This is a genomic window from Streptomyces sp. NPDC042102 (assembly GCF_055582305.1).
The window spans coordinates 20,389-42,950 of sequence record NZ_JBVJDL010000021.1; the positions used below are offsets into that span (position 1 = coordinate 20,389).

The 22,562-nt window shown below is 68.8% G+C and carries 24 protein-coding genes and 3 pseudogenes; 16 read left to right on the forward strand and 11 right to left on the reverse strand.

Annotated features, from left to right (window positions below; genetic code table 11):
• Window positions 1–475: 475 nt before the first annotated feature.
• The 3 genes from ACZ6KO_RS34290 to ACZ6KO_RS34300 all read left to right on the forward strand — a co-directional run bounded on the left by ACZ6KO_RS34290 (window position 476) and on the right by ACZ6KO_RS34300 (window position 4,263).
• Window positions 476–1,108, forward strand: a complete 633-nt coding sequence (locus ACZ6KO_RS34290) for a hypothetical protein (RefSeq protein ID WP_469307893.1) — start codon at window positions 476–478, stop codon at window positions 1,106–1,108.
• A 765-nt stretch (window positions 1,109–1,873) separates the two neighbouring features.
• Window positions 1,874–2,557 carry an HNH endonuclease family protein gene (locus ACZ6KO_RS34295; RefSeq protein WP_469307919.1) on the forward strand — a complete coding sequence of 228 codons (684 nt, stop codon included), beginning with the start codon at window positions 1,874–1,876 and terminating at the stop codon, window positions 2,555–2,557.
• 1,262 nt (window positions 2,558–3,819) lie between these two features.
• Window positions 3,820–4,263 (forward strand): hypothetical protein, encoded by a 444-nt coding sequence (locus ACZ6KO_RS34300; RefSeq protein ID WP_469307894.1) that lies wholly within the window; start codon window positions 3,820–3,822, stop codon window positions 4,261–4,263.
• On the opposite strand, the gene ACZ6KO_RS34305 is transcribed toward ACZ6KO_RS34300, so the two are convergent.
• Window positions 4,264–5,238: a hypothetical protein gene (locus ACZ6KO_RS34305; RefSeq protein WP_469307895.1), complete on the reverse strand. Its 975-nt coding sequence runs from the start codon at window positions 5,236–5,238 to the stop codon at window positions 4,264–4,266.
• A 62-nt stretch (window positions 5,239–5,300) separates the two neighbouring features.
• Here ACZ6KO_RS34305 and ACZ6KO_RS34310 point away from each other — a divergent pair, with 62 nt between their 5' ends.
• The 3 genes and pseudogenes from ACZ6KO_RS34310 to ACZ6KO_RS34320 all read left to right on the forward strand — a co-directional run.
• Window positions 5,301–5,972 carry a TetR/AcrR family transcriptional regulator gene (locus tag ACZ6KO_RS34310; RefSeq protein ID WP_469307896.1) on the forward strand — a complete coding sequence of 224 codons (672 nt, stop codon included), beginning with the start codon at window positions 5,301–5,303 and terminating at the stop codon, window positions 5,970–5,972.
• A gap of 54 nt (window positions 5,973–6,026) precedes the next feature.
• On the forward strand, window positions 6,027–6,572 hold the full coding sequence (locus ACZ6KO_RS34315) for a hypothetical protein (RefSeq protein WP_469307897.1): 546 nt from the start codon (window positions 6,027–6,029) through the stop codon (window positions 6,570–6,572).
• A gap of 8 nt (window positions 6,573–6,580) precedes the next feature.
• Window positions 6,581–6,706 (forward strand): annotated as a pseudogene (locus ACZ6KO_RS34320) (hypothetical protein); the annotation flags it as partial.
• Between the two features lie 11 nt (window positions 6,707–6,717).
• On the opposite strand, the gene ACZ6KO_RS34325 reads toward ACZ6KO_RS34320, so the two are convergent.
• Together ACZ6KO_RS34325 and ACZ6KO_RS34330 are read right to left on the reverse strand one after the other, a co-directional pair.
• Complete coding sequence (locus ACZ6KO_RS34325) at window positions 6,718–7,011, reverse strand: hypothetical protein (protein ID WP_469307921.1); 294 nt, start codon at window positions 7,009–7,011, stop codon at window positions 6,718–6,720.
• 235 nt (window positions 7,012–7,246) lie between these two features.
• On the reverse strand, window positions 7,247–8,395 hold the full coding sequence (locus tag ACZ6KO_RS34330) for a M23 family metallopeptidase (RefSeq protein ID WP_469307898.1): 1,149 nt from the start codon (window positions 8,393–8,395) through the stop codon (window positions 7,247–7,249).
• A 761-nt stretch (window positions 8,396–9,156) separates the two neighbouring features.
• Between ACZ6KO_RS34330 and ACZ6KO_RS34335 the strand changes: the two genes are divergently transcribed.
• A protein-coding gene (locus tag ACZ6KO_RS34335) for an IS5 family transposase (protein ID WP_469307899.1) occupies window positions 9,157–9,986 on the forward strand; the annotation gives its coding sequence in 2 pieces (ribosomal slippage) (window positions 9,157–9,478 and window positions 9,478–9,986; 831 coding nt in all).
• A gap of 12 nt (window positions 9,987–9,998) precedes the next feature.
• Here the strand turns inward: ACZ6KO_RS34335 and ACZ6KO_RS34340 are convergent.
• Entirely contained in the window at window positions 9,999–10,544 is a 546-nt protein-coding gene (locus ACZ6KO_RS34340) for an AAA family ATPase (protein ID WP_469307900.1), read from the reverse strand.
• 81 nt (window positions 10,545–10,625) lie between these two features.
• Here ACZ6KO_RS34340 and ACZ6KO_RS34345 point away from each other — a divergent pair, with 81 nt between their 5' ends.
• Window positions 10,626–11,081, forward strand: coding sequence for a hypothetical protein (locus ACZ6KO_RS34345; RefSeq protein ID WP_469307901.1), 456 nt, complete (start codon window positions 10,626–10,628; stop codon window positions 11,079–11,081).
• A 138-nt stretch (window positions 11,082–11,219) separates the two neighbouring features.
• Here ACZ6KO_RS34345 and ACZ6KO_RS34350 read toward each other — a convergent pair whose 3' ends face one another.
• Complete coding sequence (locus ACZ6KO_RS34350) at window positions 11,220–11,681, reverse strand: hypothetical protein (RefSeq protein ID WP_469307902.1); 462 nt, start codon at window positions 11,679–11,681, stop codon at window positions 11,220–11,222.
• 210 nt (window positions 11,682–11,891) lie between these two features.
• On the opposite strand from ACZ6KO_RS34350, the gene ACZ6KO_RS34355 reads away from it, so the two are divergent.
• Entirely contained in the window at window positions 11,892–13,097 is a 1,206-nt protein-coding gene (locus tag ACZ6KO_RS34355) for an IS110 family RNA-guided transposase (protein ID WP_469307903.1), read from the forward strand.
• Between the two features lie 384 nt (window positions 13,098–13,481).
• Window positions 13,482–14,012, forward strand: coding sequence for a hypothetical protein (locus tag ACZ6KO_RS34360; protein ID WP_469307904.1), 531 nt, complete (start codon window positions 13,482–13,484; stop codon window positions 14,010–14,012).
• A gap of 116 nt (window positions 14,013–14,128) precedes the next feature.
• Here the strand turns inward: ACZ6KO_RS34360 and ACZ6KO_RS34365 are convergent, their stop codons facing one another.
• A complete protein-coding gene (locus ACZ6KO_RS34365; protein WP_469307905.1) occupies window positions 14,129–14,467 on the reverse strand; it encodes a hypothetical protein in 339 nt (112 codons plus the stop codon).
• Window positions 14,464–14,817: a hypothetical protein gene (locus ACZ6KO_RS34370; protein WP_469307906.1), complete on the reverse strand. Its 354-nt coding sequence runs from the start codon at window positions 14,815–14,817 to the stop codon at window positions 14,464–14,466. Before ACZ6KO_RS34370 ends, ACZ6KO_RS34365 begins: the two co-directional genes overlap by 4 nt.
• A gap of 566 nt (window positions 14,818–15,383) precedes the next feature.
• Here ACZ6KO_RS34370 and ACZ6KO_RS34375 point away from each other — a divergent pair.
• From ACZ6KO_RS34375 to ACZ6KO_RS34400, 6 genes and pseudogenes are all read left to right on the forward strand, one after another.
• Window positions 15,384–15,854 carry a hypothetical protein gene (locus tag ACZ6KO_RS34375; RefSeq protein WP_469307907.1) on the forward strand — a complete coding sequence of 157 codons (471 nt, stop codon included), beginning with the start codon at window positions 15,384–15,386 and terminating at the stop codon, window positions 15,852–15,854.
• A gap of 411 nt (window positions 15,855–16,265) precedes the next feature.
• A pseudogene (locus ACZ6KO_RS34380) lies at window positions 16,266–16,966 on the forward strand (replication-relaxation family protein).
• A gap of 161 nt (window positions 16,967–17,127) precedes the next feature.
• Window positions 17,128–18,489, forward strand: coding sequence for an IS21/IS408/IS1162 family transposase (locus tag ACZ6KO_RS34385; protein ID WP_469307908.1), 1,362 nt, complete (start codon window positions 17,128–17,130; stop codon window positions 18,487–18,489).
• A complete protein-coding gene (locus ACZ6KO_RS34390; RefSeq protein WP_469307909.1) occupies window positions 18,482–18,718 on the forward strand; it encodes a hypothetical protein in 237 nt (78 codons plus the stop codon). The genes ACZ6KO_RS34385 and ACZ6KO_RS34390 overlap by 8 nt, the downstream gene beginning before the upstream one ends.
• Window positions 18,719–18,730: 12 nt before the next feature.
• Window positions 18,731–19,288: pseudogene (gene istB, locus ACZ6KO_RS34395) on the forward strand (IS21-like element helper ATPase IstB); the annotation flags it as partial.
• The gene (locus ACZ6KO_RS34400; protein ID WP_469307910.1) at window positions 19,278–19,625 is read left to right on the forward strand and encodes a hypothetical protein; all 348 of its coding nucleotides are present in this window, start codon (window positions 19,278–19,280) and stop codon (window positions 19,623–19,625) included. The pseudogene istB and the gene ACZ6KO_RS34400, both read left to right, overlap by 11 nt.
• A 27-nt stretch (window positions 19,626–19,652) precedes the next feature.
• Here the strand turns inward: ACZ6KO_RS34400 and ACZ6KO_RS34405 are convergent, their stop codons facing one another.
• The 4 genes from ACZ6KO_RS34405 to ACZ6KO_RS34420 form a co-directional block, all read right to left on the reverse strand.
• Complete coding sequence (locus ACZ6KO_RS34405) at window positions 19,653–19,994, reverse strand: hypothetical protein (RefSeq protein ID WP_469307911.1); 342 nt, start codon at window positions 19,992–19,994, stop codon at window positions 19,653–19,655.
• Between the two features lie 748 nt (window positions 19,995–20,742).
• Window positions 20,743–21,021, reverse strand: coding sequence for a hypothetical protein (locus tag ACZ6KO_RS34410; protein ID WP_469307912.1), 279 nt, complete (start codon window positions 21,019–21,021; stop codon window positions 20,743–20,745).
• Window positions 21,022–21,167: 146 nt separating this feature from the next.
• Window positions 21,168–21,383, reverse strand: coding sequence for a DUF6207 family protein (locus tag ACZ6KO_RS34415; RefSeq protein WP_469307913.1), 216 nt, complete (start codon window positions 21,381–21,383; stop codon window positions 21,168–21,170).
• Window positions 21,384–21,659: 276 nt separating this feature from the next.
• The gene (locus tag ACZ6KO_RS34420) at window positions 21,660–22,526 is read right to left on the reverse strand and encodes an AraC family transcriptional regulator (protein WP_469307920.1); all 867 of its coding nucleotides are present in this window, start codon (window positions 22,524–22,526) and stop codon (window positions 21,660–21,662) included.
• Between the last annotated feature and the right edge of the window lie 36 nt (window positions 22,527–22,562).

Genomic DNA, 22,562 nt, shown 5'->3' on the forward strand with positions numbered 1-22,562 from the left:
GCTGTCGCCGAGCGCCTGCACCGCGTGGAGAGCCAGCGCATGCAGTTGGCGCGCGACGCAATCGGCACCTGGCGGACACGCATCGCCCGTTGTAGCCGTGCTTGGGGCGTGGTCCGGGTCCCGGCCGCCGCTGCCTGGTGGACGGGACCCGGGCGGTTACTGCTGGCAGGCCACTGCTGGTGTCAGGTCGAAGGTGGCGGAGAAGAGCACCTCCGGGCTGTCGAGGAGTGGCGGGGTGAGGGGGCTGAAGGGGAGGGGGGTCACCTCCGCGTCTTCTTCTGCATCCCGTGAAGGCCGCGGTGCCGTCTGGTAGAAGGGTGGCGGCCGCGTTGAGGCTGAAGTGCGGGATTTTGACGGTTGAGCGTCAGGAATTTGGCAGGGTTGAGCGCTCGTGTCGGCGGGCCACGGGCGGCCGCGCGCACGATCGTCCGAGAATGCGATGACCTGCGACGACGGGCCGTGGCACAGTGCACGCATGTCCAGCGACATCGCCTACCCCGTCTTCCGGACCCCCGACCTCGCACTCGCCCTGAGCACCGCGCGCCGTCTCATGGAGTTCGGTCGGTGCGAGTACTCCGACGTCTCCGTGTACGCAGAGCTCCGTTCCGTGGCCGAGGTGCGGCGTGTGGCGAAGGAGCTGCCCGAGGCATGGTTCCAGGGGCAGGCGGAGTATGAGGAGTTCGGCGGGGTGCCGCGGGAGGAGCGGCTCCCGCTGGTGAAAGGCGTGCAGGGGCCGGGTCTGCCGGCCGACCCGGCCGCGTACGAAGGGCGGCTGCCGGTGGAGTGCGGGCTGAGTGAGTTGCCGGTCGGCAGCATCGAGGATGCCTTCACGGCGGCGATCGGCGTGAACGTGGGCCGGATCAACTGGGAGGTGCTGTGCTGGCCGGACGCGCCCGAGGCGGGTTTCCACGGAGAGTCCAAGCACGCTGAGGTGACGCTCCTCTTCAACACCCGCACCCGCGAACTCGACGAGCCCGCCGAGGACCACACCATCCTTGTCCATGTCCGCAGCGCCATCTTCGACGGCGTCCAGACGAGAGAGCCGTACGCGCACTGGCTCGCCAAGCAGGTGGGACTCACGGTCATCGGGCCTGGGCAGCGGCTCTGAAGCGGGCCGACCGCTCTCCAGCGGCTCTCGGCAGCCCGCCGTGCCGGCGGTATCCGAGGCGGTTGACGATCGCGAGTGGGTTCTGCCGTTCTGACGCTCACGGCGGCTGAGCGAGGACCAGCGTCCGCAGGCGAGCGAAGGACGTCCGCCCGTATGACCGGCGTTTGATCAGTTTGATGTGTGTGACGTGGCCTTCGACGGCGCGGGAGCTCCAGGGCAGTGTCAGGCCGACGACAGCGTCCCAGTCGTCAGGCTCTCTGGGCGCCGCATGGTCCAGGTGGTGATCCGGCGGGGGCTGGGGATCGGCCGCGGTGGTTCGGGGACGGCGGTGCCAGCGCGGAGGGCTGCGATGTACGTGGTGACCACGACGCGGCTGTCACGGTAGCCGCGTGCGCGGATCTCGCGGAACAGGGCTGCGGCGTTGGTCGCGCCGCCGCGTAGGCGGTGTTGCAGGTAGGGCTTGAAGCGGTTGATGTGGCCGTTTGGGCGGCGTTCGCGTGCCGAGGCGAGGATCGGGGGCGTGGTCTCGGTGTTCTGGTGCGCCGTACACGGGGACGTGGTCGGGCCGGTGGTGGAGTGGCATCCCGGTAGTGGGATCCGGTGCACGCAGTAGGCTCGGGGGAGTGTGCGCTGGCGGTGGGGCGGTTGGGGGCACGGGGTCGGGGTGCAGTGGCGTTTCGGCGGTGAATCGGTCGCGCCGTGTGGGTGAAGTACTGGGTGGGGGCCTGTTGCCGGTGTGGGGGTGGCCGGTACAACCGCCCCGTGATGATCATGATGATGTGGGCCGCCACCGCGGCCGCCGCTGCCCTCGCCCTGTCCCTCCCCGCGCATGCCGCGCACGCGGCGGACGCCGCGCCCGCGGTGCCGCAGGTCCTGCCGATGGGGGTTGCGGTGTCCGTGCTGTCGGTCGCGGCTGAGGACCGGACCGGCTATCAGCGGACTAGCTTCCGGCATTGGAATGGTGGCGTGAACCCGTCGGATGGCTGTAACACCCGTCAGGAGGTGCTGATCCAGGAGGCGATTGAGGCGCCCGAGGTCGGTCCGGGCTGCACGTTGATCGGGGGTGTCTGGTGGTCGTACTACGACGATCAGCGGGTGGCGTCGGCCGGGGCACTGGACATCGACCACATGGTCCCGTTGGCCGAGGCCTGGGATTCGGGTGCCAGTTCATGGACCGTACAAAGGCGTGAGGCGTATGCGAACGACCTGGGCCAGGAGTCCAGTCTGGTTGCGGTGACAGCCCGGTCGAAGCGGAGCAAGGCGGATCAGGATCCGTCTCAGTGGCTGCCGCCGTCGGGCTCGCGGGTGGTGCTGTGCGAGTACACCGCGGAGTGGACCGCGACCAAGCTCCGGTGGGGCCTGACGGTGGACGAGGCCGAACGCGACAGGCTCTTGGACATCGCGGCCGGCTGCGGCTCCACTGACGTGGTGTTCACCCCTGCTCCGTAGCGCCGAACAAAGCGTGTGAAGGGTCGTCACCCGGCAGGTGTGAATGGGTGCGGCGGTGGCATTGGATGGGTGTCAGCCAGGACGGGACGACTGTCACCGGCTCAAGTTGGGCGGCTGTTGTTGGCACGGCGACGGCCACGGCTACGGCCGCCACGACTACACCGGGTCCCCGACCGTCTGACCTGCTGCTCTGGTCGGTCCCCAGGGTCGTGCCCGTCGTCCTGGCCGTGGCGGAGGATCGGCAGCAGGGTCTCGGCGGCGTCGCACCCGGTGCACGCCGCCGTTCCGGGCCGTGCGAGGGCATCGAGGGCCGCCATGGCCCAGAGGCCGCGCCCGGTCGGTGGCCAGCCGGCACCCTCGGCGTGGACGGTCGCGGCGCGGCCGTGGGTGCGGCCGTCCAGCAGCCAGGCCCACTCGGGCGGCGGGCGCCGTGGTCGTGGCGGGCCTGCCGTGGCGGGGTACGACGCCCGGGTCCACGCCGGGGATCGGGCGCAGCTGCGCGGAGGTCACCCACGTCGTGTACTCCACTGGTTCGGTGCCGCCGCCGGCGGCGGTCTGCCAGAGGGGGATGCCGATGCGGTACATCCACAGGCCCGATTCGCGCTGCCGGCGTTCGTAGAGCCGTACGCGCTCGATCTCCTGCCCATCGGGCAGGAGCAGCGTGATCGATACGGGCGGTGGTGTGGGGGCGGTCACGGTCAGGGGCGGGCCGCGAACTGTTCCCGCCGGGCCCGGCGGCACGCCTCGCACGGCGAGTTCTCTGGGGGTGTGGCTCCGCGGCAGATCGTTGCGATCGGTACGTGGAGAGGAAGCGGCAGTGCGGGCACTTCTTGTGGCCCTGCCCTCAGGCAGTCGGTACTGGACGGTGGTCGACGAGGACTACAAGGTCGTCAAGGCAGCTGACCGGTTTTTGAAGGAGACCCGGTTGGCTAGGGGGCGGGCGGAGACGACGACGAAGGCGTACGCCGAGGGTGTCGCCTTGTTCCTCCGGTGGTGCGAGGCCACCTCGACCGGTGGCTCACCGACGACTCCGCCACCTACCGCCACACAGCCGGGCACTTCATCCGCTGGGCCCGCACCAACAAGCTCACCACCGTCCACGTCCTGCCATCCGCTGGAACGGCCCCACACAGCCGCTCGACGACGAACACCGCTGGAACACCGCACGCCGGCTCCTGCACGACGACACCCTCAAGCCCGAAGACCGCCTCGCCGGACTGTTTCTCCTCCTTTACGCCCAAGGGCCGTCGGCGATCCACCGGTTGACCACCGAGGACGTCGAGGCCGGCGTCCAGGAAGTACGTCTCCACCTCGGCGACGCCCCCGTCCAGTTGCCTGAGGCCGTCGCCCACCTCGCCCGCACCGTCGTGGCGAACCGCAAGGGCCACGCGACCATCGGCGCCCTGACACCGTCTCGATGGCTCTTCCCCGGCGGACAGCCTGGACGGCCGATCAGCACCACACAGCTGACGCAGCGGCTGAACCGGCTCGGGATCCGTCCCAATCAGGCCCGCAGCACGGCGCTCTTCCAACTCGCCACCGAGATCCCCGCCGTGATCCTCGCCCGCACCCTGGGCATCCACACAGATGTCGCCGTCGCCTGGCAGCGGCTTTCCGCAGGCGACTGGGCCAACTACGCCGCCGAGATCAGCCAGCGAACCCCCCGCTCGCTCCAGCAAGGAAAAGACGTACCTGGCCTCCGGTGATCAGTGCGGCGCGACCGGCGGACTGCCCAGCTCGTTGATGAGACGCCGGTATGTTTCGAAGGCTGCCTTGCGGGTGTAGTCGTCGCGCAGCAGGCCGAAGCGGTGGAAGAGCCCCTCGGCGGTGCTGTCGGCGTCTCGCAGGGCGAAGAACGAGTATCCGTCGATGTTCAAGTCGGCGGAGAGGCCGGCCACGGTCCGCACCACGGTTTCGAGGACCGCGGCCTGCTGCTGCTCGCTGCGGTCCGGGCCGGTGGGCCAGCCGTTCTCGCAGATGCGGATCGCGACGCTCCCGGGGATGCCGGCCCTCTGAAGGTCGGTGCGCCGGAATGCGGTGAGGACCGCAGTGACCGCTTCCGCCAACTGCTCAGCGGCGATGGGACGGAACACGTCCGGGAAGAAGTCCAGGCCGACGTAGTCCAGGCTCTGCCGGAAGCGGTCGTCGGCCAGGGCGCCGAGCTCGGACCAGAAGGTGTCGGCCGGGTTGAAGGTCGGCACGGCGTTGAAACCGACCGCCACACTGCGCACCAGGGCCCGGGCCTCCTGCTTGGCCGCGACAACCCCCTCAATGAGCGCATTCAGAACGTTGGGAATGCTGCCGTCGACCACGAGCAGGTCGGCGTTGGGCTCTTCGCAGATCTGGACGGATGCCAGGTTCGGCCCACCGGTGCGGACGGCCTCGCGGACGAACTCCCGCCACCCCTCCAACTCGCCGGTCGGCTCACGGAACTGCAGCACGAGGTCCAGCTTGCGGCCCCGTTGGAGATAGGTCGCGGGATCGGCGGGCGTGGGCGGTTCCAGCGGCGTCACGGTCGTGGCGAACGAGTGGTAGGCGCGCACCGACAGGCTGGCCGTGTCGCCTTGGAGCGTGTCAAGCGCCTCGATGATGCGGTCCGGCACATCCGGGCGGACCGGGTAGACGATGCCCTGGTCGTCGCCCAGGATCCCGCCGGGATAGATACCGAAGTGCAAAGTCATGCTTACCCCACCCCAGAAATCTTGGTGTCACTACAAATTTGTAGTGACACTATCATCTGGGCATGGGCCTTCGAGAGACCAAGAAGCAGCAGACCCGCACGGCGATCGCCGACGCAGCCCTGCCCCTCTTCCTGGAGCACGGCTTCGACCAGGTCACGGTCGCTGAGGTGGCACGACACGCAGGTGTCTCCACGAACACCGTGTTCAACTACTTCTCCACCAAGGAAGATCTCTTCTTCGATCGCCAGGCAGAAGTAGAGGGCCATCTCGCCACACTGGTACGCGACCGTGCACCCAGCGCCTGCCCAGTGGAGACCATCCGCGACGACCTGCTGACCGCCCTGCGGCACGAAGACCCCGCACTTGGGCTGCACCCCGACGCGCCCCGGTTCTGGCAGGTCATCCACGACAGCACCGCACTCCGCGCACGCGAACGCGAGATCAGCGAACGCGCCGAGGCCGTGCTGGCGACCGCCCTGGCCGAACACCCGCCGAAAACCTCCACCAGATGGAACCAGGGCAACCACTCGATGTTCAGGCTCCTCGCAGGGGCCATCGCCGGCACCCACCGGGCCGCCTTGCGTGAACTGCAACAACGCATCTTGTCCGGCGAGCCACCCACCAACGCCCGCGACAGCGTCGCCACAGCGGCAGTCCAGGCATTCAACCTGCTCTGCTCCGGACTCCACATCGACGCCGACCAGACGTCGCAGGAGCTACAGCTCCCTCAGTAACCCTGCAGCCCAGCCGAGGCATTCAGACAGTTCCAATACCCGACGTCACCATTAGTGAGCGAGAAACGAAAGCGCGAGGCCGTCGACCGGGTCACCACCATGCAGTTCGACCGGCACGGCAACCGCGTCTGGCGCCAGGCTCAGCTCGTCCTCGACTCCGAACACGCCCGGCGAGCCGTCGGAGAAGTCCAGGTCCCCTACGGCCTCTGCACCGAACCGACCAACGTCGCGGCCGGCGGGCACGACTGCCCGGTCAGGTTCCGCTGCCTCGGATGCCCCCACTTCCGCACCGACGTCTCCTACCTCCCCGACCTCGAGGCATACCTGGCCGACCGCCTACGAGGACGCGAACGGCTCGCCTCGTTCGCCGCGGACCCCTGGGCCAAGGCCGAGGCCATGCCCTCCGACGAGGAGATCACCCGGGTCCGTCGCCTGATCAAACGCGTCCGCGACGACCTCGAAGACCTCACTGACGAGGACAAGGTCCAGATCAAGGACGCAATCTCCGTCGTCCGCCGCACCCGCCGCGTCGTCTCCCTGGGCCTGCTCCGTGTCGGCCCTCCCGAAGATGATCTCCGTCCCGAAAGGCCAGCCGGATGACCAACCCCATGATCGACGGACGGCGAGCCGACTCCCCACGCCGCCGCCAACGCGTCCTCAAGGCCATCGACACCGCCGTCAAGTCCGGCGGAGAGATCACCGTCTCCGGCCTCGCCCGCATGGCCCGGGTCGACCGGACGTTCCTCTATCGTCGCCGCGACCTGCTGGAACGCATCCACGTCGCCGCCAGCACCCCCGCCGAGAACGGACGGATGGCCGCGGTCAGCCGGACCTCACTCCATACCGACTCGCGAACGCACTCGAAGCCGACAAACGTCTCACCGCACGGGTTCGGCAACTGGAGAAATGCCTGTCGTCTCAGCTCGGCGAGAGCGTCTGCGCGGAGGCCGGGCTCGGCGCCCCGGTCGATATCGACCAGCTGCAGCGACGCATCACGATGCTGGAGCAGGACCTTGTGACCATGCGAGATGAGCTGCATGAACGGACTGAAGAACTCGAGGCAGCGCGAGCTGCCAATCGCGAACTGACCCGCACCATCAACTCGGCGACCCACCCACACTCGTGACCACGAACAGTGAAGGGGCCCGTCGAAGAACGACGGGCCCCTTCGCCCACACGTCAAACGATCACTAGCTGTCACCGCCTTCGGTGAGCTCCCTCCACCATTGTCTAGCCGCCTGATCATCGAACAGTCCCAGAGGCCCAGCACGTCCTCACGTATCGGGGAAGTCGACGACCGCCAGCACGAGCGGCAGCTCATCGGTGCGGGACTGTGCCTCGGGCAGCCTGCCCTGCAGGAAGGTGCCGCTCAGGTAGTCGTCGGTGGTCACCCAGGTCGTGAAGGGGATCTGGCCCAGGTAGGTGAAGCGGTCGATGACGTAGGGGACGGCGTCGGCCTCCAGCAGCGACGGGTCGTCCATCAGCTGGAAGTGCAGGTGAGGGGCGTTGGAGTTGCCGGTGTTGCCCAGATCCGCGATCTTCTGGCCCTTCTTGATTTTGTCCCCCGGCTTGACCAGCAGACTGCCCTTGATCAGATGTGCGTACATGGCCCAGACGCCATCGCCGAGGTCCTGGATGATGTTGTTGCCGTCCACGTTCTGGACGGTGATCTTCGGACCGAGAACGGGGTCGTTGGCGGGCAGGATGCCGGGGGTGCCCGCCTCGACCGTGTCGAGCGTCGAACTCACGGTGCCGTCGGCGACCGCGTAGACCGCCTCGCCGTAGTCGGCGTAGCTCTCGTTCTTCGTCTTGTCGCCGCTGTAGAACTTTCCGTCGTCGGTGAGTTTCATCCAGTCGATGGCGAAGCGCTGGGAGTTGGCCAGTTTGCCGTTCAGAGAGTTGAGCGCGATGCGGTGCGACCCGCCGGTGCCGCAGCAGCTGTTCAGGGCGACCCAGTCGTCCCCCTTGAGCGGGGGTGCGATGATCCGCGGCTTGCCGGAGGAGATGTTGTACGGCGCGGCGTAGTAGTTGACCGGGCTCGGCTTGGTGGCCGGGGGCACGGCCTGCCCGGTGAGGAACAGCCGGTGCATGACCTCGGCGGGCGCCTGGTCCAGCGAGTCGAAGGTCAGATCCACCATCAGGGCTCGGGACTGGCCGGGAGGCATGACGGTGTCGGTCGCGTTCGACGAGGGCAACGTCCGCAGCAGATTGCAGGCTCCGTACTCACATCCGGGATCGACCAGTTGGCGACTGGAGAGGGTGGCGACGACAGTGTCAGGTCGTTTGGCGTCGACCACCTGCACCTTGGTGAGCGTGGCCGGCAGCCGCGAGGCGTTGGTCAACTGCAAGTCGTAAGAGACGTGGTACTTCTGGTCGCTGCCCAGCCAGGGAAACGTCGGATTGCTGATCGGTGTCACGACCACGGGGCTGAAGCTGTCCGGCACGGTCGCAGCGGCCCGAGCGCCGGCCGGGGCGGCCCGCCCACCAGGGTCCGAGGACGCGCCTTGTGCCGACGTACCCCCCGCGACGAGCAGCCCCGCGACCAGCGTCGCGGACAGCGCCATGGGGCTCGTCCGCCGCCGGCCCGGGTACGACCGCGTCCGTCGTCCTGAGCGGCGCGCTGCTCGCGACGCCAAATGCTCGGTGATCCCGTTCGAGTCTGGACGGGAGCGTTGGATCTTCATCACTCCACCTCGCATGGCCAGGTGAACGCCCGCGGGAGGACGCGAACGGTGAGCAAGGCCGAAGTGCCTACGCACAAGGCTGCTGAACATGCGCACAGGAACGGTGTGGGATTCGAGATTCGGGTTCGCTGCCTGGCCGTTTCACATGGGGAGCAGCGCCCCGATGGGCATATGGCACCGCCGCGCTGTTGAGGGCCTGGTCGATCTTCTCAATCCTGGCACGACCCCGATGGTGGTGCCAGCCGTGCGGTTCCCAGGCCGAAATCTGCTGTTTATGGCCGTGAAAAGGGAGCGTGTGTGATGGCTGCTGCGACGGAGTACCCGCCCGCGTTGCGTCGGCGTCCGTCCAGGCGTAGCCCGGGACGGACCCCAACGGTGATTCGCCGCAGCGACGAGAAGCTGAGCGTGGCCGAGGTTCGAAATCCTGCGAAGCCTCCACCTGTGTCGCTGGCGAGCTGTGCCCACCCCCGGGGAGGCCTAGAGCGTATCTCTTTGACGCGATGTGGGACCGGATCGAGCCGTTGATGCCGGCCGATCCGGTCCGTGGTCGGCGGTGGGCCGACCATCGCCGCACCCTGGAGGCCATCGCGTGGAAGTACCGCACCTGCTCGCCCTGGCGGGACCTGCCGGACGAGCTCGGCTCGTTCCAGACCGCTCACAAGCGGCTGATCAGGTGGGCCGTGGATGGGACCTGGGAACAGATCCTCGCTGCTCTCCTGGCCGCGGCCGACGCCGGTGACGACATCGGCTGGACCGTGTCAGTGGACTCCACTGTCTGCCGTGCCCACCGGCACGCCGCCGGAGCCAGAAAAAGGGGGCGCCGGGCAGGGTCGAACCCGGCGACCACGCACTCGGACGATCCCGCGGCGGCTTGAGCACGAAGGTCCATCTCGTCAGTGACAGCCGTGCACGGCCCATGGTCCTCCGCGTCACCGCAGGCCAGGCGGGCGACGCACCAGCCTTCGAAGCTGTCATGGCAGGCATCCGTGTTCCGCGAAGCGGACTCGGAAGACCGAGAACCCGGCCGGAGACCGTCCTGGCCGATCGGGCTTACTCGTCCCGAGCGATCCGGAGCCATCTCCGCCGACGCGGGATCGGCGCAGTCATTCCCCAGCCGTCCGACCAGGTCGGCCATCGCCTGCGGCGCGGCCGCGCCGGCCGCCGACCGCCCGGTTTCGACGCGGAGGCATACAAGCAGCGCAACGCGGTCGAACGATGCATCAACCGGCTCAAGCAATGGCGCGGCTTGGCCATGCGGACGGACAAGCTCGCCATCGCCTACCAGGCCGCACTCCACCTCGCTGCCATCCTCATCTGGACCCGACACTGAGCGACGAAGGACCTAATCGGAGGTGCTGGGCAGCCAGTTGGTAGCGCCCACCACTTCGCGCGCTATGTCGACCACTGAACGTCCGTCGGTCGCCACTCGCACCGTGTCCAGAGGCGTCTGCTCATCCAGAATCCGCGCCTTACGGGCGCTGCTCTCCAGCTCGTGATCCAGCTCCGAGCCCAGTTCCCGACCGGTCAGTCGCTCGCGGGCGGTGGCGTCGGAGGCGGTGAGCACAACCCGTACGATCCTGACATTCGCACCCATGGCGCGCTGGAACATGCCCTCATTCTCAGCCAGCACGCTCACAGTGTGCGTATAGATCAAGCGGCGGTACCCGAGCTCGGCGTAGTTCGACCAGAGCGCCGTCAGATTGCGCTCCGCGATCTTCCTGCGCCGGGGGTCCCCCTCTGGAGCAGGATGCGCCTGCCCCATGAAGTCACCTTCGACTACGCAATGAGCAACCATCGCTGCGCGCAGACGCGCTGAGACCTCCCACCCCACCGTCGTCTTGCCGACGCCCGCGCGCCCGCCGATGAGCAATACCTCTGCTTGATCCATAACTGCACCCTGCCACCGAGTAGTCGAACTACGCGAACCAAATGCGCGCGGATCAAGGAGACAGGCCCTAGCCGGCGGATGATGACCGCCGACCTGCGCGCCCTGTACCCGCACGACACCGAGGACCAGGCCGTACTGCGCGCGCTGACCCGCAAGCGGTCCGCCGCCCCGTACGAGCGGGCCCGTCTCGCCGCCGGGGCATTGACCGCCCGCGTCCACGCACTACGCCGCGCGGACCGCCTGAACTCCCGGCCCCGACCGCCCATCGTCACCGTGGCGACCACCCTGAGCCCCCGCCCCGGGCGGAGGGCCGGCCGGGACCTGGAGCCGACGACGGACGTCGCCGCGGTGGAGCTGACCAGCCGGACGCTGGAGGCCGCAGCCGCCGAGATGGCCGCCCGGCTCCAGGCCGGCATCCGGGAACGAGCCGCCGCCCGCCGCCCCTCTCCCAAGTCCGCGACGGCCCCGCCGCCGAGCGCCCAACAGCCTGTCCAGCCCGCGCCGGGCCGGACCCCACCCACCGGAGGAATCGGATGACCACCACGCCGCCCGCGGACCCGAGGATCGAAGCCGTCGCCGCCCGCCTGAAGGAGGCCGCGCAGAAGCGCGCCGAGGCGTACGCGCCGCCGACGGACTGGCAGCCGATCTGGAAGCGGCCCCGGAAGCCGAAGTCCATCAAGGCGAGGAAGGCGGAGCTGGCCAAGCAGCGCAGGGGTGGGTATCGAGGGCCTGGCCCGCTCCCACCGCCTCCAGCTGGCGCAGGACATCGGCGACGTCCTCGTGATCGTCGGTGAGGAACTGCACGACGAAGTCGATGACGGCGCAGGCGATGCCCTCCGCCGCGTCCGGCCCGGCCTGCGCCCAGGTTCGCAGGGTGGCCACCAGGACCCGCCCGAGGGCCTCCAGGGCGAACATCTCCGTGGTCGGCTCGCCGGCATCCGGGCCGGGCAGGGCGGTGACGGGGACGACGATCCGCTCGACGACGCCGACGACCAGCTCGGCCATCCGCGGCTCGGCGCCGGCGAACTCGCGGGCGGCTTCGACGTCCCCGGCCTGGACGGCGCGGAGGTAGCTGAACGCGCTGATCGCCGCGTGGGGGGTCATCGGGGCGAGCGGCAGGGTAGTGGTCTCGGGCATGACGGCTCCCTAAGAATGGTTGGCGGTCCGGGAGGACCGGGTGTGGCTGATGTCGGCTTGCCATTGATGGCTCGTGAGGAATGGCCGCCCGGTTCTCCGGGATGCTCCGGCCACTGATTGAGAACTGCGGTCATCGCTGGTTAGGGACCTGTCGGCGGAGTGTTCTTCGGGCCACGAAGTGCTGGTCACGAGAGACACGGAGCGACGGGCGTGAGCACACGGCAGACGCGGATGTGGGTCGGCATCGACGCCGGCAAGGGACATCACTGGGCCGTGGCCCTTGACACCGACGGCGAGACGCTGTTCTCGACAAAGGTGATCAACGACGAGGCCCAGATCCTCACCCTCATCGAGACCGCCCGCGAGCGGGCCGACGAGGTGCGGTGGGCGGTGGACATCTCGGGCAGGGCCTCCACCTTGCTGCTGGCCCTGCTGGTCGCCCACGGCCAGCACGTGGTCTACATGCCCGGACGCACGGTGAACCGCATGTCCGCGGCCTACAAGGGTGAAGGCAAGACCGACGCCCGAGACGCCCGCGTCATCGCCGACCAAGCACGCATGCGCCCAAAGGACTTCACCCCGCTCGACACACCCCCAGAGCTCGTCACCACACTCCGGATCCTGACGAACTACCGGGCCGACCTCATCGCTGACCGCGTCAGGCTGATCAACCGGCTCCGCGACCTGCTGGTCGGCATCTGCCCCGCACTGGAACGGGCCTTCGACTACTCCGCGGCCAAGGGCCCGGTCATGATGCTGACCGAGTACCAGACCCCGGCCGCACTGCGCCGGATCGGCGTCAAGCGCCTCACGACCTGGCTGGAACGACGCAAGGTCCGCGGCGCCGGCGATGTGGCGGCCAAGGCCGTGCAAGCGGCACAGTCCCAGCAGATCGCGTTGCCCGGGGAGAAGCGAGCCGCCGACCTGGTCTGCGACCTCGCCCACCAGCTGCTGGCCCTGGACGAGCGGATCAAGGACAACGACAGGGAGATCCGCGAGACCTTCCGCACCGACGAACGCGCCGAGATCATCGAGTCGATGCCCGGCATGGGGCCCATCCTCGGCGCCGAGTTCGTCGCCATCGTCGGTGACCTGTCCGGATACCGCGACGCAGGCCGCCTCGCCTCCCACGCCGGCCTCGCCCCGGTCGCCCGCGACTCCGGCCGCCGCACCGGCAACTACCACCGGCCCAAACGCTACAACCGGCGCCTGCGCTGGCTGTTCTACATGGCGGCGCAATCCGCGATGATGCGGCCAGGACCGTCGAGGGACTACTACCTCAAGAAGAGGGCCGAAGGGTTGCTGCACACCCAGGCCCTGCTCGCGCTCGCCCGCCGACGGGTCGACGTCCTCTGGGCGATGCTGCGTGACAAGAGGCTCTTCACCTCCGCCCCGCCCCTCATACAGACGGCTTGACACGGTCATTGAGATTCCTCACGTACGGGCCACCGCGCGGATCGCGACGGCCCCAGGCCCCGAGACTGGGGGAGCGGCCCTTGGACAAAGTCCGCGCACCGACGGTGACCACCCGCCCCCTTGTCCTTGTGACGACGCACTTCAGTTGGCAAATCGGCACGCTTGTTGGCAAAGGGGACGCACCGTAGGAACCGAAGCGGACACCGCTGTCGGGACCCAGAGCCGTGTTGCCCTCCGAGCAGCTGCGCGCCGACAGCCCACCCGTAGCGGCGCAGCTCGCGTTGTTTGGTGTACTGGTCGGCGTTCTGACACAGAGGGGGATCAATGAGCACGGGTCGGTTCGAGCTGGCGTACGCGGGTGGAGTCCATGGGTACGCCGGGAGGATGGCCACGCACATATGGGCCGGGATGGTGGACGGGTTCGATCCGGTGGAACTGCGCTACCCGGTGGAGTCCCTGTACGACGACACGTACTATGCCGCCGACATCGCGGGCCAGGGCATACCGTCCATGATCTTCCGAGGGAACGCCTTCCGCGGCCGGCCGCGCCTGGCCGACATGGACCTGCACACCGACGGCTGGCTGGCCAAGGTGAAGCGGCGGAGCCTGGCCGTCACCACGAACGGACGTGCACTGCGGATCGAGGTCGACGGACGGTCGTACCGGTACCGGCCCGTGGGCGGCCGGCTGAGGCACGAGCTGCGCCGTGACGGCGCCACCGTCACGGTGACCCGCTCGGAGTGGCACCTCCCCCGCCACATCACGGGCACGTGGCAGGGCCAGGCAGACGGTATGGACATCGGTCTGGCGATCCTGCTGGAAGCCGCCTACAGCCGGAACCTGACGTTCTGCGGCGCGCTCTTCTCGTGGCCGGGCCGGTTCCTGAGCCGGCTCGCCCAGATGCCGCTCCTCTAGCGGATTGGCAGCCCAGCGGCCTGGTCGCCGTGCTCATCGGCCTTCACTCTCCGGGCACGCGGCCGTCGGTTGAGCTCGCCTGGAAGCCCTACCCCGTGACCGTCCCGGTCACGCCGCTAGGAAAGTTCCAGCAGGGCCCCGAGTCCGCCGAAGACGACGAGGACGACGGTGGTGAGCACCGCGCAGGTGACGAGCACAAGCCAGCCGCCGGCAATGCCCAGCAACGCCAAGCCTCGCCCGTCCCGTCGTCGACGCAGGCGTCCGGCGTGGCCGGCGACGACGGCGAGCAGCCCGCACACCACTGCCCCGGCGAAGGTGAGTTGCGGAAACACCCAGCCGGAGATGGTGAGGAAACTCATCAGGAGCGCGACGCCGGAAAGGGCGGAGTATGCGCTGAGCCGGGCCGGTCGGTTCACGAGCTGTGCGGTCGCGTCCTTGCCTGCTTTGTCGTTCACGCCGTCACCTGCAGGCGCCCGCTGCGGCGGGCCGCGAACAGTCCCGCACATGCCAGCAGTGCCACGGCGAACAGCGTCCCTGCCGTGAGGAACGGCCAAACGGGCCACGCGGGCGCGGTGTAACCCGCCTCGTACGGGGACGCGGCGCAGCTCGTGGTCGAGTCGCACACGATGTGCTTGCCCGCCTTCGCGGCCAGGCCCCACAGGACGCCGTAGAGAGCGATCAGCAGCGCGCCGAGGGTCATTACGGCCGGTACGGCGTACCACCCGCCGTGGGGGCGCCGCCGCCGGGGCGCCGGCGGACGGTACGGATACGCGGGCACCACACGAGCCGGGTGCGTCAAACGCATCAAGGGCCTCCTGCGAAGCGGGGTCAGGGATCCACACATCCTTGCCCGTCAACCGGCCGTCAGCATGAGTGCGGATACTCAGACGCCCCGGCCGAAGACGGGACGATGGAACCGTCGCGTAGGTCCCAGAGGCAGACGACGGGCAGTGGCTCCCTGAGGTCTGGACGCGAGCCATCGCTTCCGCCCCTGGCGGACGACGCATCGGCGCCGGGCTCCCACGCCTGCCTCTCCGCTGCGGTCTGGTCTCGCCACACGGGCAGCGAGTGGCGACTGGCCTTGCCCGGAAATGACGGCCAGTGACCACGGTTTGCCAACTGATCGGCGCTGCCCTTGCCAACTACGTAGCGTCAAAATCTACTTACCAGCGGCAACCCACGCCGCCCCTGCCAACAAGCCTGCTTCGTCACAGTCCTGGTTCGGACGGCAGCGCGTTTCTCCTCGACCTGGTCCGCCAGGAGCGACAAACCGTTCATCCTGAGAGGGGAGAAATCTCCGTCCCGGCACGCTGAGCGACGGCCGGGGAAAAGCCGCTGCCGGACTCGGCACGTCGCTGGGAGACTCCGGAGATGACCACGCAGCGCCTCCCGTTCCCGGTGCCCGACGAACGCGCCCACTACTTCGTCGGCCAGTACGCCGACATGCACGACCTCGTTGAGGACCTGGTCGTGCCCGACGGCGTCCCCGAGGCCGCGGCGACCGTCCTGCACACGGCCCGGGAGCTGCTGCGCCAGTCCTACTACTGCTACGAGTTCTCCACCGTGGCGGTCATGCACTCCCTGATCGCGGTGGAGATCGTGCTGCGCGACCGCATCCCGGGCGCGGGCAAGAAGCCGTTGCAGCAGCTCATCAAGCAGGGCGCCGACACAGGCGTCCTGACTGCCCGGCAGGCGGAGTACCTCGACTACGGGCGGAAGATCCGCAACGGCATGGCGCACGGCAAGACCACGCACGCGGCGATGCCGCCGGCCATGGCGGTGCCGATGGTGACGACCTCGTTCACGATCGTTTCCGAGCTCTGCGCCGCCCCCTCCGAATGATCACGGCTCGATAACGGGCGTCACACCGTCGGCTTCGGCGCCACCTGTAGCAGGTGAATGCGGGACTCTGCCCGGAGTCCCGCGCCACCCGCGTGAGGAGCCTCGACCATGACGTACGCCAGCAGCGCCCGGCAGCCCGAGCCGGAGCCTCGACCGACCTGGTCAAGGGGTGCTGAGAGCCCCGCAGCCGGCCCGGATTCCAGTGCCGTGTCCAGTGCCGTGAACGACTCGAACGTCGTGCCCATCGCCGCAGCTCACATCACCCGCAAGGGGTCTGCCCGGCACGCTGACACCTCTCTCCCTTGCCTTGAGGCAGCAGCGAAGAGAAGGAAGTCCACTCCCACGGCCGGGAAGGTACGGGCCGATGCCCTGCGGATGCTGGGGTGCGTACGGATAGCCACGGTCCGGCAGATGGCTCAGGTGATCACGGAAGCAGGGTCAGACGGCCGGTCGTACGTGCGCAGGGCCATGGTGGAACTGGCGGAGCTCGGGCTGGCGGAGACGAACGGCAAGCACGGCAAGCACCAGATCTGGAACCTCACCCCGGCCGGGCAGAAGGCGCTGGCCGACGGCAACGAGCTGCCGCCCCGACCGAAGGCCGGCACCGGCGCGAAGGCTGTGAGAGCCGGGTTCGGCCCGCACGCCGTCGCGGTGACCGACACGATCCTCGTCTACACCAACACGGTCCTCTCCGGCCGTCGGGAGTACCTGACCGACTGGCAGGTGGAGGTCAACCACGCCATCAAGGAGACCGGCGCCTGTCCTTCAACACCGACGCCGTCCTCGCCGTGCCGACCAAGACCAGCGAAGTCCGCCTCTTCGAACTCGACAACGGCACCATGTCCCAGGCCCGCCTCGCGAAGGAGGTCTGGGACTACGAGCGCTACGCCGGACACCGCGTCTGGGAGGGAACCCGCGGCACCATCGGCACCACGTACCCGTTCTGGCAGCGCCACCGCTACACCCGCTCCCAGACCTTCCCGAGGCTGCACGTCGTCCTGGCCGGCAAGGCCGAGCACCTCCTCGACAACCGCCTCCAGGCGCTCACCGCCGCCATGCAGGGCATTACCATCGCGGTGTGGGCCAACACCCTTCCCCGGCTCCAGCGCTGATGGCGCTCTTTGAATCTCCCCAGGTGTCGCTCTTCAGGTGGCCAAACCTGCTCAGGTGATCTCCCCACCCATTGCGTGATCTTCCCGGCGTGTCGAACTGGTGTCGGCGTGTCGTGGAGAGCCTGCGTGAGCACGGAGTTCGGGCTGTTGAAGGGCCCTGGATGCTCACCTGGGAGGAAGACGTGGATGCCCACGCGCTGCGTCGCCAGGGCTGGTCGATCTCGGCGATCGCACGGCACCTGGGGCATGACCGCAAGACGATCCGCGCGTATCTGAATGGCGAGCGAGTCTCCGGATACCGACGTCAGCCGCCGGACGCGTTCATGCCCTTCATGGAGTACTGCCGCCAACGACTCAGCGACGACCCACACTTGTGGGCCTCGACGCTCTTCGACGAAGTGGTGGAACTCGGCTATTCGCGCGGCTACTCAACCTTCACCCGGGCCCTTCGGCGATACAAAGCGCGACCTCACTGCGAACCCTGCCGGGCGTCAAGCGGCCGCGACGTGGCGATCATCGCGCATCCTCCGGGCGAGGAGATCCAGTTCGACTGGGTCGAGCTCCCGGACCCGCCCGCGGAGTGGGGCGTCGGCGCCAACGCGCATCTCCTCGTCGGCGCCCTGGCCCACTCGGGCCGGTGGCGGGCCGTGCTCGCGGAGGCAGAGACCTTCCCGCACCTGGTCCAGGCCATCGACGCGGTGCTGCGGCGGCTGGGCGGAACCGCCCGGAGGTGGCGGTTCGACCGGATGGCCACCGTCTGCCACCCGCCGACCGGACGGATCCTTCCGACCTTCGCCGCCGTCGCAAAGTACTACGGAGCCGGCATCGACATCTGCCCGCCCCGGCGGGGCAACCGCAAGGGCGTCGTCGAGAAGGCCAACCACTCAGCGGCCCAACGCTGGTGGCGAACCGTCCCGGACGGCATCAGCATCGAGGCAGGCCAGAACGGCGTTGACAAGCTGGCCGTCCAGATGGACAGCCGCAAACGCAAGCTCGACGGAGCCTCGACCACGGTCGCCGCGCTCGCCGAAGCCGAGCCGCTGCTGGACCTGCCGACCCGCCCCTTCTCCGCTGAGCTGGAGCAGACCCGAGTCGTCAGCCCGCAAGGACTCGTCTCCTTCGCCGGCAACCACTACTCCGTCCCGCCCGGGCTGACCGGCGCCCACGTGACGGTCCGGATCCGCCTCGGCGAGGACGACCTGCATGTGGTCACCGCCGGCCGCGCGGTCATCGCCCACCACCGCCGGGCTCCGGACGGAGCCGGCCAGACCATCCGGGACGCCGGGCACGTCATCGCCCTCGAACGAGCCGTTCTCGCCTCGTTCTCCGACAAGGCTCCCTGCCGCACCAAGGTCCGCCGGCCCCCGTCGGCCGCGGCCCAGGCGGAAGCCGAGAAGCTTCGCGGCCGACCTGAATCGGACGTCGCGAACCGGGTCGTCATCGACCTGTCTCACTACGCCGCCGTCGCCGACCGGCTGCGGCAGGCCCCCACCCACGAAGACCAGGAGCGTGAGAGTGAGTGACACCATGCCGATGAGCGAGGCCCGCCGCTACCAGCAGCTGCGAGGCCACCTGTCCTATCTGAAACTCAACGACGCCGCCGAAGCCCTTCCCCGCGTCCTGGACCAAGCCCGCGCCGAGCGGATGACCCTCACCACCGCCCTGGAGAAACTCCTCGAGATCGAAGTCGAGGCGACCGAAGCACGCAAACTCTCCTCCCGACTGAGGTTCGCCTGCCTGCCAGAACCATGAACCCTCAACGACTTCGACTTCGCCGCCCAGCTCGGCGTCGACGAGAAACTCATCCGCGACCTGGCCACCCTGCGATTCCTCGACAACGCCTCCAACGTCCTGCTGGTCGGCCCGCCCGGCGTCGGCAAGACGATGCTGGCCGTCGCACTCGCCCGCTCAGCGGTCGACGCTGGCCACCGCGTCTACTTCACCACCGCCGCCGAACTCGCCGCCAAGTGCCACAAGGCCGCACTCGAAGGCCGCTGGTCGAGCATCATGCGGTTCTTCGCCGGCCCCCGCCTGCTCGTGATCGACGAACTCGGATACCTCCCGCTGCCAGGCGACGGCGCCTCGGCCCTCTTCCAGGTGATCAACCAGAGGTATCTGAAGTCGAGCACGATCCTCACGACAAATGTCGGTATTGCCGACTGGGCAGGTGCCTTCGGCGATGCAACCGTCGCCGCCGCGATGCTCGACCGGCTCCTTCACCGAGCCGCCGTAGTCGGCATCGACGGACCTTCCTACCGCCTCCGCTCGCACCAGTCCCACTCCGACAACCTCCGCAAAGGGGTGACCGGACGTGCTGGTTGAACTCCGGGCCTGCCCCATCTGCTGGACCCAATTCCAGGTCAACCCCCAGGCAACCCGCCACACTTACTGCACCCCCCGCTGCAAAGCCGAAGCAGCCAGGCGACGACGCCGTGAACGCGACGAAGCCATCAACGCAGCAGAAACCGACGTGGTCACGCGGCAGTCGCCGGCACCCACACCCCTGACGCCCACAGCTATCCGCAACTGCCCGCACTGCGACAAACCCGTCACCATCGTCGCGCTTCTCGCCACCCCCGAGGCCGCGCGGCCCACCATCCCCGCAGCAAGTCCCGACGTCATCCCCCATGCGTCGCAGCTGAGCGAACGCACTCACTGACCCTGTCGGCCCCAGGCGGCGGCAGGGTCAGTCGGCGTTTTCGAACGAGGCACCGATGTTGTTCCACATGAAGGCGTCCTTCCAGCCCGGGCCCCCCTTGGCCCAGCCGCTCAGGGCGACGATCACCTTTTCCTGGGAGATCGTCCGTGTCTGGTAGTGCTCTGCCGCCGTCCCGTCACGGAACTCCAGCTGATAGGTGTTGTCATCCCTCAGCCACACCTGCACATACCAATCGCCGGCCGCCTCATCGTCGACTCGCTCGACGATCACGAAGGCGTTGCCCCGGCTGAGGTTCGCCACCATCCGGCTCAAGGCCGTGGGCCCCGGATTCCTCACCTGACGACCGTGCTCGTCTCTCGCTTGCAGCATGGCCCGATCATCCCCCACGGCTCTGACACCAGTCGAAGAGCAGCAGCGTCACGCCGGCTCTCGCTCCCCACGTTCCCCAGTTGGTTCACTCCGTGAACCAACTGGGGCGAAGAGTAGCTCTGAGGACAATTCGGGATCGGCATCAGCGCGGCGAGCCCTGGTACGAGATCGGCGTCGACGACCCGCACCGACGTCGCGACCGCTACCCCGAAGCCGTCGGCCGCTGACCGTCACACGGGTGCTGGGCAAGCCCAAGGCGAGCCTGGGCAAGCCACCCCGAGCACCGGGTTGTCTACACCTGCCGGAGTGGGCTGGGAGGCGTCATCGGTCACGGCCGGCCCCGGCTCCGCGGCGAGGCTGCTGCTGGCCGGTGACCGATGACCGGTCACCGGCCCGGCGGGAGTTGCACGGACCGGTCACGGCGCTGACGTGCTCGTTGACCGATCGCGGGAGCCGGATCGGTAACGCTCAGCCGCGCTAACCGGTCACGAGACCCGCTGGGCAAGCCCTCGGCACGGAGGGCTTGCCCAGTATCCGGGCCGCAGGACGGGACGCCTTCCAAGGTCGTGGCCTCACCGTCTGGGACGCGGCGGCCCGGAGCCGGCCGAAGCCTGCTCGGGGGCCGTAGGACGGAGTCACGAGACGACACCATCACGACAACGCCAGGCTCGTGCCGACCCTCCCGGGAGACATGTGGCACGCCCTCGCCTCCCTCCATGGAGCCCACGTCGATCCCGTCGGCCACCTCCTACCCCTCGACAGCCCCGACGCGTTCCTTTCGCTCACCCGGCCCGGCGACATCGGCTTCACCGCGCGAGTGGAGCTGTCCGGAGGGGAGACGATGGGCCACCTCCACAAACTGATCACCACCCTCACCCGCGGCATCACCTACGAACTGGGCGCTGCCGCGCCCGGGACCGCGCTGGAGATCCTGGTCGGCAAGCGCCACCAGATCGCCCTTCACACCGGCCACGTCGACGGCCTCACCCGGCTCCTGCGCGATGCCGTCGACACCATCGACGCGCACAGCACCTCCGGCGACGGGACCGTGCTTCCACTGCTACGGCTCCGGGCGTGCGAATCCCCTGTGGGGGCCGGAGACCGAAGAAGCCTGAGAGCCTGGGCAAGCCTTAGGCGACCTGGGCAAGGTCCTCGTGAAGGGCTTGCCCAGGCTCACGGGCCGTCCCGTCCCGGGCGCAGGACGTCGGAGTAGATCCGGGCGCGGACGCCGGACTCGCCGTGATCCCGGCGCACCGGCCCAACGCCTGATGTGGCCCACCGGTCCTCTAGCGCGGTCATGACGGCCCGGACGGTGTCCTCGTCCCCACCGGTGATGTCCAGCACCACTAGGCCGGGCTCTGCGATGTGCTGCTCGTCGATCGGCTTCATTACCGCTGCGACAGCACGACAGAGCCCGGCGGTTCGCCGGCGGCGACGGCTCCACCCGTACGAGCGAGCGAGTACGCCGCTACCGCCTGGTCGTCCCGGGCTGGGTGACGGCCCAGCCGCAGGCGCTCTGAGGGTGTGACTGAGCACGAGAGTTAGCGGATGAGCGCTGTACCTGGCGGAGCTGAGCGCTCTGCTCGGCGGGCCGGGTGGCTGTCCGCCTTCTCACCGGGACCAGCACGCCGGAGCCGACGAGCGGGCCAGGGAGAGATTCCGGAATCAGTCGGCCTCCCGTTCCACCGGCAGCCACAGCTCGGCATCCGCCTCGCTGCCGTCCGCCGACATCCGTGTGCGAAGGATCTCCGGCCCGGGGCGGCTCCGGTACGGGGTCGATGGGAACCACTCGGTGAACACATCCCGCCACAGCGCCTGGATCGCCTCCGGCGCCGGCCCCGAGGTGGTGAAGACCGCCCATGTCCCGGCCGGCACGGGCAGTCTGGCCATGCCGTCCGGCGCGGACGCCGAGGTGACGACCCCGTGGTAGTAGTCGAGGTCGGTGCCCTCCGCCCGGCTGGGATCGAGGTCTTCGCAGACCGCGAGGATACCGTGCGGCTCCTGGTCGGACAGCTTCTCCAGCAGCTCCTTTGCCTGGTCGCCGATCCCGCGGACGAAATCGATGATCGCCTGGTTCGGCCCCGAGTACACGAGCGGCACCCGGGCCTTCGCCCCGACGACACTGAACTCCGGCTTGTTCACGACGCGGTAGCGCATGCTACTGCTCCCGTCGATGATGAGGCGGAAGGCCATCCGGGGCTGGCAGCTGAGCGCCGCGCCCGTGCGCCGCGCCTCGCCGGGCCCGACGCTGTGCACCGCGCGGAACGCCCGCGCGAATGCCTCGCCCGAGCCGTATCCGTACCGCACCGCGATCTCCAGAAGCGTCCGCTCGCCGGCCAGTACCTCCGCGCCCGCGACTGTCAGCCGCCGGCGCCTGATGTACTCCGACAACGGCATCCCTGCGAGCGCCGAGAACATCCGCCGCAGGTGGTACTCCGAGGTGGCCGCGACCCGCGCCAGCTCGCCTATGTCGACGGAACTGTCGAGCTGCCCCTCGATGTGCTCCATGGCCTGATTGAGCCGCTCCAGCACGCTCGCCTCCAAGATCCAGACCATCGATTCAATCAC